Origin of the sequence: Martelella endophytica (assembly GCF_000960975.1) — a bacterium.
Lineage (GTDB): Bacteria > Pseudomonadota > Alphaproteobacteria > Rhizobiales > Rhizobiaceae > Martelella > Martelella endophytica.
On the sequence record NZ_CP010803.1, the window covers coordinates 1,905,256 to 1,917,644 of the forward strand.

The window sequence follows — 12,389 nt, forward strand, 5'->3', positions numbered from 1 at the left end:
ACCGATGACATCGGAAAAGGGCCCGAAAGACAGTTCGGAACATCGCAGCCGCGATGCCTATTCGCACCGTCTGAAGCGGATGCGCACCCAGGGTATGAAACCGCCGATCGCGGCAGGCGAGGAGGCACCGAAAGCCGATGCCTCCATCGACTGCGGCTGGGGGCGGATCGTCTTCGGCCAGACCTTCGCCAACCCCAAGCTGCTGATCGAGACGCTGCGCGCGGAGGTTCCCGACAGGCGCGATATCGCGATCTATGTTCGCGATCCGCATGTGGTGCTCGCCAATGCGCCGCAGGAGGTGTTTCTCGACCCCTCGCACACCTACCGCCTCGATCTTTCCACCTACCGGCCGGCAGCAACCCATCCGCAGGGCTTCTTCATCCGCCGGCTGACGTCGGAAATCGATGCGCAGGCGATCAATCGCATCTATGCGGCGCGCGCGATGGTGACGGTGCGGCCGGATTTCTTCTGGCGCCAGCGCGACGCCCGCTCGATCGTCTATTTCGTTGCCGAGGACGAGCATACCGGCCAGATTCTCGGCACGGTCACGGGCATCGATCACAGTCGCGTCTTCAACGATCCGGAAAAGGGCGCCTCGCTCTGGTGTCTGGCGAGCGACCCGCAGGCCCATCATCGCGGCATCGGAGAGGCGCTCGTGCGTCGGCTGGCGGAGCATTTCATCGCACGCGGCGCGGGCTATCTCGATCTCTCCGTGCTGCACGACAATCCAGCGATCCGTCTCTATGAAAAGCTTGGCTTTCGCCGAGTTCCCTATTTCACCGTCAAGCGCAAGAACCAGATCAACGAGAAGCTGTTCACCGGCCCGGAGGCCGATGATTACGAGGCGCTCAATCCCTATGCGCAGCTCATCGTCGCCGAAGCCCGGCGCCGCGGCATCTCGGCTGAAATCACCGATGCCGAGGGCGGCTTCTTCCGCCTCTCCTATGGCGGGCGCTCCATCCTGTGTCGTGAAAGCCTGTCGGAACTGACGACGGCGGTCGCCATGTCGATCTGCGACGACAAGTCGGTGACGCGACGCTGCGTCGAGGCCGCCGGCGTCAGGGTGCCGCGGCAGATGACGTCCGATGCCGGGGACGAGGCGATCGCCGCATTTCTGGAAGAGGCCGGCGGGCTGGTGGTCAAGCCGGCGCGTGGCGAACAGGGACGCGGCATCTCCGTGGGCGTAACGACGCTGGACGAGGTCCATTCGGCGGTTGACGCGGCCAAGGCCTACTGTGATACGGTGCTGATCGAGGAAATGGTGGAGGGGGAGGACCTGCGCCTCATCGTCATCAATTTCCGCCTCGTTGCCGCCGCCATCAGGCGTCCGGCCCATATCGTCGCCGATGGCCGTTCGACCATTGCCGAGCTCATCGAAAGCCAGAGCGCCAGGCGGCGTGCGGCAACCGGTGGGGAATCAGCCATCCCGCTCGACGCGGAAACGGAGCGGACGGTGCATTCGGAAGGCTTCGCCATGGACGACGTGCCGGAGGAGGGCAAGGAAATCCGGGTGCGGCGCACCGCCAACCTGCACACCGGCGGCACCATTCACGATGTCACCGACATCGTGCATCCCAAGCTCGTGGAGGCGGCCATTGCCGCCGCCCGGGCCATCGACATACCGGTCGTCGGTATCGATCTGATGGTGAAGTCGGCCGAAGGGCCGGACTATGCCTTCATCGAGGCCAACGAGCGGCCGGGCCTCGCCAACCACGAGCCGCAGCCGACGGCGGAACGCTTCGTCGACCTGCTGTTCCCGCTATCCATGCCCGCCGGCGCAAGACAATTCGCCCGCGATGCCCACAAGAACGAGCCGGAGAAGAACGAGTAGCAGATGGAACGCCTGACGATTGACGCCGAATACCTTGCCGACATTCTGAAATCGCTTTTCGCGATTCCCTCGCCGACAGGCTACACCGACACGATCGTGCGTTTCGTCTCCGGCGAACTGGAAAAGCTCGGGCTTACGGTGGAGATCACGCGGCGCGGTGCCATCCGTGCGGTCCGTCGCGGCAAGGACAGCCGCGGCGCCCGCGCCGTCGTTTCCCATGTCGATACGCTCGGCGCCCAGGTGAAGTATCTGAAGGATAACGGCCGGCTGGAACTGGTGCCGATCGGGACCTGGTCGGCACGCTTTGCCGAGGGCGCTCGGGCGACGATCTTCACCGAGAAGGGCTCCTATCGCGGCACCATCCTGCCGCTGAAGGCCTCCGGCCACACCTTCAATGACGAGATCGACAAGCTGCCGATCGGCTGGCCCTATGTCGAACTCAGGGTTGACGCGCTGACCCGCGACAAGGACGACCTCGACCGGCTCGGCATCGAGATCGGCGACATCGTCGCCATCGATCCTCAGCCGGAATTCCTCGACAACGGCTTCATCGTCTCCCGTCATCTCGACAACAAGGCCGGCGTGGCACTGATGCTGGCCGCGCTGAAGGCGATGCAGGATGCCGACGTCGAAACGCCGGTGGCAAGCCACTGGCTGTTCACCATCGCCGAGGAAGTCGGCGTCGGTGCCTCGTCGATCGTCTCGCCGGAAGTCGCCTCGCTCGTATCCGTCGACAACGGCACCTCTGCACCCGGACAGAATTCCTCCGAATTCGGCGTCACCATCGCGATGGCCGACCAGACCGGCCCGTTCGACTGGCATCTGACCAAGAAGCTCGTCGACGTCTGCAAATATAACGACATCCGCTATCAGAAGGATGTGTTCCGCTATTACCGCTCGGATTCGGCCAGTGCCGTGGAAGCCGGGGCCGATGTGCGCACCGCGCTCGTCACCTTCGGCGTCGATGCCTCGCATGGCTATGAGCGTATTCACATGCATGCGCTGCGTTCGATCGCCGAGCTGATCACCGCCTACCTGACCTCCGATGTCGAGATCAAGCGCGACTTCCAGCAGACCGGCCCGGTCACCGGCTTCACCCGCCAGCCGACCGGCAAGGCGCGGCAGGAACTCTCCGCCGATGTCGAGACGGAAGAGATCGACGATCCGGATCATCCGCACTCTGCCGGCCATGCCTGAGCGGGCACTGCCCCGTCATTGCCTTTCGCATTCTATTGTTTGGCCACATTCGTGTGGCCCTGCTGGCGCCTGGAAAGGACGAAATCCTTTTCAGGCAACAACCAAGGATGTTCCGATGCAGAAGAAGAAGATTGCGGCAGCGTTGATGCTGGCCGGTTTCGTGGCGGCGGCGACGGCCCCCGTCTTTGCCGAGGATGCCGCCAGTGCCGGCGACAAGACCGTCATCGCCACCGTCGCCAACCAGCCTATCTACCAGTCCGAGCTCGACAGCACGGTCAAGGCGCTTTCGGCGCAGTTCGGCAACGCACCCAAGGAGCAGCTTGAAGGTATCGCGCTTTCGTCCCTGATCGACATGAAGCTCGTTAACCAGGCGGCTGAGGCCGAAGACCTCGACAAGACGCCGGAGTTCCAGGCCCGCCTGGCGGAGGCTCGCCAGCAGGAGCTCTACAACGAGTATTATGACGAGCATATCGCCTCGGCGGTCACCGATGACATGGTGAAGGCGCGCTATGATCAGGAGATTGCGGCACTGCCGAAGGTGCAGGAGGCGCATGTCCGCCAGATTCTCGTCTCAAGCGAGGACCAGGCCAAGGACGTGATCAAGAAGCTCGATGATGGTGGCGATTTCGCCAAGCTTGCCGAGCAGTTTTCGACCGGTCCGGCTGCCAAGTCCGGCGGCGATCTCGGCTACCTGAGCGAAGGGCAGATGGATCCGGATCTGGAAAAGGCTGCCTTTGCCCTGAAGGCCGGCAGCTATACCGAGGATGCGGTGAAAACCGATGACGGCTACCACATCCTTGAGGTCGAGGAATTCCGCGACAAGGCACCGGCTTCGTTCGACGATGTGGCTCCGCAGATCCGCCAGATGGTGGTGCGCGACGAGTACCGCAATCAGCTCGATCAGATGAAGAAGGACGGAACCGTCGTGATCAAAGATAAAGGCTTGCAGGCCGACTATGATGCGGTCAATAAAGACCAGCAATCCTGATAACCGTGAGCCGGCCCGCCAAGGGCCGGCCCTTCTAGGGGACCATCCATGACGACCGCCCTTTCTCCGCTCGCGCCGAAATCCTATCCGCCGATGCCCGCCATTGACGGCGTGCGGCTGGCGACGGCGGCTGCCGGTATCAAGTACAAGAACCGGACCGACGTGATGATGATGGTGTTTGACGAGAAGGCCGCGGTCGCGGGTCTGTTCACCCGCTCGAAATGTCCCTCCGCCCCGGTCGATTTCTGCCGCGCCAACCTGCCCTCCGGCAAGGCCAAGGTGCTGGTCGTCAACTCGGGCAATGCCAATGCCTTCACCGGCAAGAAGGGCGCTGCCGCCACGTCGATGACCGCAAAGATGGCGGCCGAGGTCGCGGGCTGCGGCGAGGACGAGGTCTATCTCGCCTCCACCGGCGTCATCGGCGAGCCGCTCGATGCCTCGAAATTCGGCGGCGTGCTCACCGGCATGGCCGGCGAGGCGAAGGCCGATTTCTGGCTTGAGGCCGCCAAGGCGATCATGACCACCGACACCTATCCGAAGGTCGCGACGCGCGGCGCCGAGATCGATGGCGTCGCCGTGACGCTCAACGGCATGGCCAAGGGCGCCGGCATGATCGCGCCGGATATGGCGACCATGCTTTCCTTCATCGCCACCGACGCCGCAATTGCCGCGCCCGCTCTCCAGGCGCTGCTTTCCGAGGGCGTTGGCCAGAGCTTCAATGCCGTCACCGTCGACAGCGACACGTCCACCTCCGACACCGTGCTCGCCTTCGCCACCGGCAAGGCGCCCGGCCAGGACGAGATCGCCGATGCTTCAGATCCGCGGCTCGATGATTTCCGCGCAGCGCTGCACGCGCTGATGAAGGACCTTGCGCTGCAGGTCGTGCGCGACGGCGAGGGCGCGCGCAAGATGGTGACTGTCAACGTCACCGGCGCCGAGGACGACCGCGCCGCCAACGTCATTGCCCGGTCGATTGCCAATTCGCCGCTGGTGAAGACCGCGGTTGCCGGCGAGGATGCCAACTGGGGCCGCGTCGTCATGGCCGTTGGCAAGGCCGGCGAGAAGGCCGACCGCGACCGCCTGGCGATCTGGTTCGGCGATATCCGCGTCGCCGTCGATGGCGAGCGCGATCCCGATTATTCCGAGGCGCATACCTCCGCCGTGATGCGCGAACAGGATATCACCATCCGCGCAGATCTCGGCATCGGCAGCGGTCAGGCGACAGTCTATACCTGCGATCTCACCAAGGAATATGTTGCCATCAACGGCGATTACCGGAGCTGACCCGTTGCCCGCCGGCAACACCGGCGGGCGCTTCGTCTCTGGCCGTGTTTACAGGCCTCGCGCCACCGTAGTATCTGAACGCAAACGAAAAAATCATTGCGACGGGGTCATGGTCAGGTGAGTGCGGACCTTCCACTTGTGCGGCGGCTGGAGGCCATGGGACTGCGTGCCTGGCCTGCCCGTAACGTGCTCTATGACGGTGCCTGGCAGCTCCGGCTGACGGCCGGCCACCCCTCCAAACGGCTGAACAGCATGTCCGTGCTCGACCAGTCCGACATCGCCGACGTCGACATTCGCTTCGAAAAGGCCCGCCGCCATTATGCCGCCTTTGGCCGGCCGCTGATCGTGCGGCAGACGCCGTTGACGCCCTCCGCCCTGATCGAGCACCTCACCGATGCGGGTGCAAAGCCTTTCGACGAGACGCTGGTGATGACGCTCGACCTCCGGTCATTTTCGGCCGATGAAGATATCGAGCTAATCCCGAGCCAGGATGTCGGCCGCTTCGTCGATGCGGCGCTGAAGGTCAATCCGGTCGAGGGGCTCACCAAGGCGGGCCTCGCCGAAGTGGTGACCGCGATCAAGCCGGCGCACGGCTTCTTCATTCGCGAGGACAAGCAAGGCGAGCCGATCGCGGCGGGGCTCTGTGTCCACGATTTCGACATGGCCGGCATCGAAGCGCTGGCGGTGGCCGAGAGCGCCCGCAGAGAGGGCCATGGCCGCTTCCTCGCCGGCGGCATGCTGCGCTGGCTGAAGAGCCGCAACGCCGGCAGCGTCTGGCTGCAGGTGACCGCCAGCAACGCACCGGCGATCGCGCTCTATCAATCGCTGGGCTTTGCCGAGGCCTATCGTTATCGCTACTGGAAGGAAGCGGCATGAGCGCGGATTTCAAAATTCTGCTGGTCGCGGCCTGCGCGCTGATCGACGCCGATGGCCGCATCCTCCTGGCGCAGCGTCCCGAGGGCAAGTCGCTTGCCGGCCTCTGGGAATTTCCGGGCGGCAAGGTGGAGCCTGGCGAGACGCCCGAGGCCTGCCTGGTCCGCGAACTCGAGGAAGAACTCGGTGTGACGACAAAGTCCGCCTGCCTCGCGCCGCTGACCTTCGCCAGCCACACCTATGACGATTTTCACCTGCTGATGCCGCTCTATATCTGCCGCCGCTTCGAAGGCTTTGCCACCGGCCGCGAGGGACAGGCGCTCAAATGGGTGCGCGCCCGCGATCTCCGCGATTACCCCATGCCCCCCGCCGACGAGCCGCTCATCCCGATCCTGCAGGATCTGCTGTAAGCGGGGCGTACAGCGGCCGCATCTCAGCTGGTCTCTCCGCCCACCGGCTCCCCCTTGAGGGGCAGAGAGGGGGCAGTGCTTCCGGTCAACTCTGCACCTGCGGTTTGCGGTTCACCCCCTCGGCCCTTCAAGGAGCAGGGCAATCGTATATGGCCTTTGAACTCGCTCCACGTACTCTCTCCCGCCTGCGGGAGAGATGCCCCGAAAGGGGCAGTGAGGGTGAAGCGGCATCCCAGAATTGCGAGGGCGTCCGTGTGGATAAGTTCTCCCCTCAATGTCGCTGTCGCGACATCTCTCCCCTCCGGGGCGAGAAGACTTGGGGGCAGTGCCGAAAAGCCAGATGTGACAATCCTGCCTCAAGGGGGGAGATCGATGGCGGCAAGCGCTGAGGTCCGGATCGTCAAGACCAGAATTGTTGCCGCTCAGAACAGGCTGCCCTGTTCCGGAGGCTTCTTGGTGGGTTTCGGCGCGGCCTTCTTGCGTGGCCTGGCTTCCGGTTCGGCGGGCGCAGCGCTGCCGTCCCCGGTCACGGCGCTGACGCGGCCATCGGCAAATTCGATCTCGACGGCGGCACCCGGCGCCAGGCCGGCGGCCCGGGGCACGGGCCGGTTGTCGCCATCGCGGATAACGGCAAAGCCGCGGGCGAGCACGTTCTTGTAGGACAGCGAGTTGAGTACACGCTGCTGCCCGGAAAGCGAGGTTCTCAAGCCCCGGAAATGCGCGGCGATCGCAGTGTCGGAACGGCGGGCGAGCACGGCCACCTGTTCGCGGTCGCGGGAAATCATCATCTCCAGCCGCCGCGGCATGGCCGAAAGGCCAGAGCTGCTGCGCTCGAACTGCCGGCGCTTGTTGATGGTGTTGAGTTCCAGCGCCCGCGTCAGCCGGAGCGCGGCCTCGTCAAAGCGCCGGCGCGGCAAGGCCAGAAGCTGGTCGAGCGAGGGCAGGCCGCGGGCAAGGCCGGTCAGCGTCTGCCGGCGGAAATCCATCAGCCGCGACATTGCCGAGGAAAGCCGCGCAGCGGTGCGCGCCTGATCTGCGACAAGCTCGGCCTTCACCGGTACGGCCCGTTCGGCCGCTCCCGTCGGCGTCGGCGCGCGGTAGTCGGCGGCGTGGTCGATCAGTGTCCAGTCGGTCTCGTGGCCGACGGCGGAAATCAGCGGAATGTCGCTTTCAAAGGCCGCCCGCACCACGGCCTCGTCGTTGAAGCCCCAGAGGTCTTCGAGAGAGCCGCCACCGCGCGCGACAATCAGCACGTCAGGCTGGGCAATCGGACCGCCGGGCGCAAGCGCGTTGAAGCCACGGATGGCGTTCGCCACCTCGTCGCCCGAACCCTCGCCCTGGACCTTCACCGGCCAGACGATGACATGGACCGGAAACCGGTCGGCGATGCGGTGCAGGATGTCACGGATGACGGCACCCGTCGGCGAGGTGACGACGCCGACGACGCGCGGCATGAAGGGCAGCGGCTTCTTTGCCGCCTCGGCGAACAGACCCTCGGCCGCAAGCCTCTTGCGCCGTTCTTCCAGAAGCGCCATCAGCGCGCCGGCGCCGGCAGGCTCCATCTCCTCGATGACGATCTGGTATTTGGATGCGCCCGGGAAGGTCGTGACCTTGCCGGTGGCAATCACCTCCATGCCCTCTTCCGGCTTGATGGCGAGCTTGGAAAATGCGCCGCGCCAGACGACGGCATCGATGCGCGAGCGCTCGTCCTTCAGCGAGAAATAGGCGTGGCCGGAGGAATGCGGCCCACGATAGCCGGAGATCTCGCCGCGCAGGCGAATGCGGTCGAAGCGGTCCTCGACCGTCCGCTTGATCGAGCCGGACAGCTCCGAAACAGTGAATTCGACCAGATTTCCGGCCGAATCGGCGTCAAACAGATTGCTCATGGGGCCAGTCTAGGGATTGTCGGTGCGGATGTCCGGGGAAAATTTCCGTTGCACGGCTTCACCCTCGGCCTTGCTCCGACGGTCTTTGGGCAACAGCGCATGGACACTCGGGTCAAGCCCGAGCACCCCCGAGCAGATTATTGGCCTCAAACCGCCTCCCAGCCGCCGTCCTTGCGACCGGCGCGGTAGATGGCGTCGATGAACTTCTGGTTCTTCACCGAGTTCTCCAGCGTGAAGGCCGCATCGGTAGCCCCTGCGACGGCCTTCGCAAAACCCTCGATCTCGCGCACATACTGCCGGCTGTCCTGGAAGCGGAAGGCGGTCGTTTCGGAATGGTTCTGGTTGGAAAGCAGTACGGTTTCCTCACCCCAGACATTGGCGTTGAAGGGCGAGACGACCTCGATCACGCCCTTGGTGCCGTGGAAGGCCATGGTCTGGCGGTTGGCAAGCTGGGTGGAGATATAGAAGCTCATCTCGAAGCCCGGAAATTCCGCGCGCACCGAAGCGTAGATGTCGGTGCCGAAGGTGTCGTCGAAGCGCACCGTCGCCTGCACGCGCTCCGGTTCCTTCTCGGTCACGAAGCGGGTCGTCACCGCCGGATAGACGCCGATATCCGGCAGACCGCCGCCGCCGAGCGACAGGATGTTGCGCATGTTTGTGGCGTCCTTCAGGAAATAGGTGAAGGCGCCCTGTACATGCACGAGGTCGCCGATCGCGCCTTCCTTCAGCAGTTCGCGGACCTTCAGCCACACCGGCGCATAGGTGACCATGAAAGCCTCGCTGATGACCACCTTGTTGCGGTCGCGCGCTGCAATCACCGGGGCGATGTCATCGGCGGAAAGCGCCAGCGGCTTTTCCACCAGCACATGCTTGCCGGCATCGGCGGCCTTGATCGCCCATTCGATATGCTGCGATGTCGGCAGCGGGATATAGACGGCGTCGATTGTATCGCTCGCCAGCATTTCCTCATAGGAGCCGAAGGCATGCGGCGCGCCGAAGCGATCGGCAAGGGCGCGGGCGCGGTCGACATCGCGGCTCGCCACCGCCGAAAGCACGGCACTTTCCGCATCCGTGATCGCCGGGATGACATGGTTGCGGCCGATCTTGGCCGTCGACAGAATTCCGAAACGCAGCATGTTGAGCTCCTCGCCATTGGTTCGCGCCACCATAAAAACCGGTTTCTCGGTTCGCAAGCGGGCGCTTGCCGATCATGGCATTCTTCTGGCGACTTTCATTGTCATCCGTCCAGATCGGACCTAGTTTAGGCGATACAACCTGTTTTTGCGGCGCGGAGGAGGATATCTCATGCATAAACGAATGCTCGGACGGACGGGAATGGAAATCGCGCCGATCGTCTTTGGCGGCAATGTCTTCGGGTGGACGGCGGACGAGGCGACCTCGTTCGACCTGCTCGACCGCTTCGTCGGCGCCGGCTTCAACGCGATCGACACGGCGGATGTCTATTCACGCTGGATACCCGGCAATTCGGGTGGCGAATCGGAGACGATCATCGGCGACTGGCTTCAGCGCGGCGGTGTTTCGCGCGACGAGGTGATCATCGTCACCAAGGTCGGCTCCGACATGGGCGACGGCCGCAAGGGCCTCAAGGAAGACTGGATCATGCAGGCGGTGGAGGATTCGCTCAGGCGGCTCAAGACCGACTACATCGATGTCTATCTCGCCCACCGGCCCGATCCGGACACGCCCTATGAGGAAACCATCGCCGCCTTCACCAAGCTCAGGGAGCAGGGCAAGGTCCGCGCCATTGGCGCCTCGAATTTCAGCGCGGAACAGCTGGAGGAGACGCTGAGGCTCGCCGAGCAGACCGGCCGCGCCCGCTTCGATGTACTGCAGCCGGAATATAATCTCTATGCGCGCTCTGGCTTCGAAGGGGCGCTCGCCGAGCTCTGCGTCGAGCACGATATCGGCGTCATCCCCTATTACAGCCTCGCCTCCGGCTTCCTCACCGGCAAGTACAAGTCGGCGGAAGACACTGAAGGGGCGGCGCGTGGCGGCGGCGTGGCGAAATATTTCGACGATCGCGGGCGGCGCATTCTCGCGGCCCTCGAACAGGTGGCCGGCGAGACCGGCGAAACACCTGCCACGATCGCGCTTGCCTGGCTGATGACGCGACGCGGTGTCACCGCGCCGATCGTCAGTGCTTCGAAGCCGGAACAGATGGACGCAATGCTGAAGGCGCCCGAAGTCGCGCTTTCAGCGGAGGCGCTCGAAATCCTGCAGGAGGCCGGTGAATGAGCGGTGTCGTCGTTCGTACGGCGGTTGCCGCGGACAGGGCCGCCTGGGAGCCGCTGTGGCAGGCTTATCTTCTCTTCTACGGCAGAAAGGATCTGCCGGCCGACGTCACCGAAATGACCTGGTCGCGCATCATCGATCCGGTCAGCAACGTGTTCACCCGGCTTGCCGTTGTCGATGGCAAGGTGCGGGGCTTTGCGACCTGCATCCTGCATCCGCGTACCTGGGCGATCGAGCCCGCCTGCTATCTGGAAGACCTCTATGTTGACGAGGCCACGCGCGGCAAGGGCCTCGGCCGGGCGCTGATCGACGACCTCATCGCGATGGGCCGGCGTGATGGCTGGACCAATCTCTACTGGCACACCGAAACCACCAACGCCACTGCGCGGCGGCTTTATGATCGCTACGACAAGGCCGATGGCTTTGTGCGCTATCGACTGCCACTGAAGGGGTAGGTTCGCGGGACGACGGAAAACAATCTTGCCCATTTAGCAGGGGAATCGCATATGACGTGGCGGCTTGCCCCCAATACTCTCTCCCGCTCGCGGGAGAGATGCCCCGAAAGGGGCAGTGAGGGTGGAGAAGCATCTCAGGGTTGTCAGCGTGTCCGTGATGACAGGCTCCCCCCTCACTGTCGCTGTCGCGACATCTCTCCCCTCCGGGGCGAGAAGGTTTGTGGGCTATGCGGAAAGGCCATATGCGATTGCTCCACCCTCAAGGGGGGAAGGCGGCGGCGCCATCGGATGCTCTCACCCCTTCTGACACGCCGGGCAATAAAACGTCGAACGGCCGCTCTGCACCGCACGCGCGATCGTGCCGTCGCAATCCGCGTGCCGGCATGGGGCACCTGTCTGGTCGTAGACGGCAAAGGAATGCTGGAAATAGCCGAGCGTTCCGTCGGTCTTGCGGTGATCGCGCAGCGTCGAGCCGCCGGCTTCGATGGCTTCGGCAATGACATCGCGGATGGCCGGCACCAGTCGTTTCAGCCCGTCGCGGGGCCTGCCCGTCGGCGTCACCAGATGGCCGGCGGCGCGGAAGGGTGACAGCCGTGACCGCCACAGAGCCTCGCAGACATAGATATTGCCGAGGCCGGCGATATTGCGCTGGTCGAGAAGTGCGGATTTCAGCGGCTGGGTCTTGCCGGCAAAACGGGTGGCAAGCAAATCGGCATCGAGGCTGTTGCCGGTCGGCTCCGGACCGAGGCCGGCGAAGCTCGCATCGGCATCGAGACCGGCGCGGGCAATCAGCTTCATGAAGCCGAAACGGCGAGGGTCGTTGTAGATGATGCGGGTCGCTGGTGCTCCGTCGAGGTGGAAGATGACATGGTCATGCGCCGGCGACGCACCACGCGGGATGTGAAAATCCCCCGGTGTCTCCGCGATGCCGCCTTCTTCCACCCGGTAGGATCCCGACATGCCGAGATGCGCGACGATGGTCATGCCGTTGTCGAGATCGATGAGCAGATATTTCGCGCGTCGCCCGAGCGCCGCGATGCGTTGTCCGGCGACGGCAGTGGCAAAATCGTCGGGGAAGGGGAAGCGCAGGTCTGCCCGGCGCAGTTCCAGTCTTTCGATTGTGCGGCCTTCCATGGCAGGGGCAAGCCCGCGCCGCACGGTTTCGACTTCCGGCAGTTCCGGCATTTAATTCAGGCCTTTGGCGTTTCGTTT

Annotated in this window: 11 protein-coding genes; 8 read left to right on the forward strand and 3 right to left on the reverse strand. The window is 64.1% G+C overall.

Going from position 1 to position 12,389, the window contains the following annotated elements:
• Nucleotides 1–4 precede the first annotated feature (4 nt).
• From ngg to mutT, 6 genes are all read left to right on the forward strand, one after another.
• Nucleotides 5–1,831 (forward strand): N-acetylglutaminylglutamine synthetase, encoded by a 1,827-nt coding sequence (gene ngg, locus TM49_RS08615; RefSeq protein ID WP_082074675.1) that lies wholly within the window; start codon nucleotides 5–7, stop codon nucleotides 1,829–1,831.
• A gap of 3 nt (nucleotides 1,832–1,834) precedes the next feature.
• Entirely contained in the window at nucleotides 1,835–3,028 is a 1,194-nt protein-coding gene (locus TM49_RS08620; RefSeq protein WP_045680568.1) for an osmoprotectant NAGGN system M42 family peptidase, read from the forward strand.
• Between the two features lie 115 nt (nucleotides 3,029–3,143).
• On the forward strand, nucleotides 3,144–4,016 hold the full coding sequence (locus TM49_RS08625) for a peptidylprolyl isomerase (protein WP_045680570.1): 873 nt from the start codon (nucleotides 3,144–3,146) through the stop codon (nucleotides 4,014–4,016).
• Nucleotides 4,017–4,064: 48 nt separating this feature from the next.
• Nucleotides 4,065–5,300 carry a bifunctional glutamate N-acetyltransferase/amino-acid acetyltransferase ArgJ gene (argJ, locus tag TM49_RS08630; RefSeq protein WP_045680572.1) on the forward strand — a complete coding sequence of 412 codons (1,236 nt, stop codon included), beginning with the start codon at nucleotides 4,065–4,067 and terminating at the stop codon, nucleotides 5,298–5,300.
• A gap of 117 nt (nucleotides 5,301–5,417) precedes the next feature.
• Nucleotides 5,418–6,176, forward strand: a complete 759-nt coding sequence (locus TM49_RS08635; protein ID WP_425283280.1) for a GNAT family N-acetyltransferase — start codon at nucleotides 5,418–5,420, stop codon at nucleotides 6,174–6,176.
• Nucleotides 6,173–6,583 (forward strand): 8-oxo-dGTP diphosphatase MutT, encoded by a 411-nt coding sequence (mutT, locus tag TM49_RS08640; RefSeq protein WP_045680576.1) that lies wholly within the window; start codon nucleotides 6,173–6,175, stop codon nucleotides 6,581–6,583. Before TM49_RS08635 ends, mutT begins: the two co-directional genes overlap by 4 nt.
• A gap of 422 nt (nucleotides 6,584–7,005) precedes the next feature.
• On the opposite strand, the gene xseA is transcribed toward mutT, so the two are convergent.
• Entirely contained in the window at nucleotides 7,006–8,469 is a 1,464-nt protein-coding gene (gene xseA, locus TM49_RS08645) for an exodeoxyribonuclease VII large subunit (protein ID WP_045680578.1), read from the reverse strand.
• A gap of 146 nt (nucleotides 8,470–8,615) precedes the next feature.
• The gene (locus TM49_RS08650) at nucleotides 8,616–9,605 is read right to left on the reverse strand and encodes a Gfo/Idh/MocA family protein (protein WP_045685011.1); all 990 of its coding nucleotides are present in this window, start codon (nucleotides 9,603–9,605) and stop codon (nucleotides 8,616–8,618) included.
• A gap of 169 nt (nucleotides 9,606–9,774) precedes the next feature.
• On the opposite strand from TM49_RS08650, the gene TM49_RS08655 reads away from it, so the two are divergent.
• Together TM49_RS08655 and TM49_RS08660 are read left to right on the forward strand one after the other, a co-directional pair.
• Entirely contained in the window at nucleotides 9,775–10,725 is a 951-nt protein-coding gene (locus tag TM49_RS08655; protein ID WP_045680580.1) for an aldo/keto reductase, read from the forward strand.
• Complete coding sequence (locus TM49_RS08660) at nucleotides 10,722–11,177, forward strand: GNAT family N-acetyltransferase (protein ID WP_045680582.1); 456 nt, start codon at nucleotides 10,722–10,724, stop codon at nucleotides 11,175–11,177. Before TM49_RS08655 ends, TM49_RS08660 begins: the two co-directional genes overlap by 4 nt.
• 294 nt (nucleotides 11,178–11,471) lie before the next feature.
• Here TM49_RS08660 and mutM read toward each other — a convergent pair whose 3' ends face one another.
• Entirely contained in the window at nucleotides 11,472–12,362 is an 891-nt protein-coding gene (gene mutM / locus TM49_RS08665; RefSeq protein ID WP_045680584.1) for a bifunctional DNA-formamidopyrimidine glycosylase/DNA-(apurinic or apyrimidinic site) lyase, read from the reverse strand.
• Nucleotides 12,363–12,389: the final 27 nt, after the last annotated feature.

Coding starts and splice junctions, on each gene's coding strand:
- ngg (WP_082074675.1), top strand. CDS start 5: ATGACATCGGAAAAGGGCCCGAAAGACAGTTCGGAACATCGCAGCCGC.
- TM49_RS08620 (WP_045680568.1), top strand. CDS start 1,835: ATGGAACGCCTGACGATTGACGCCGAATACCTTGCCGACATTCTGAAA.
- TM49_RS08625 (WP_045680570.1), top strand. CDS start 3,144: ATGCAGAAGAAGAAGATTGCGGCAGCGTTGATGCTGGCCGGTTTCGTG.
- argJ (WP_045680572.1), top strand. CDS start 4,065: ATGACGACCGCCCTTTCTCCGCTCGCGCCGAAATCCTATCCGCCGATG.
- mutT (WP_045680576.1), top strand. CDS start 6,173: ATGAGCGCGGATTTCAAAATTCTGCTGGTCGCGGCCTGCGCGCTGATC.
- xseA (WP_045680578.1), bottom strand. CDS start 8,469: ATGAGCAATCTGTTTGACGCCGATTCGGCCGGAAATCTGGTCGAATTC.
- TM49_RS08650 (WP_045685011.1), bottom strand. CDS start 9,605: ATGCTGCGTTTCGGAATTCTGTCGACGGCCAAGATCGGCCGCAACCAT.
- TM49_RS08655 (WP_045680580.1), top strand. CDS start 9,775: ATGCATAAACGAATGCTCGGACGGACGGGAATGGAAATCGCGCCGATC.
- TM49_RS08660 (WP_045680582.1), top strand. CDS start 10,722: ATGAGCGGTGTCGTCGTTCGTACGGCGGTTGCCGCGGACAGGGCCGCC.
- mutM (WP_045680584.1), bottom strand. CDS start 12,362: ATGCCGGAACTGCCGGAAGTCGAAACCGTGCGGCGCGGGCTTGCCCCT.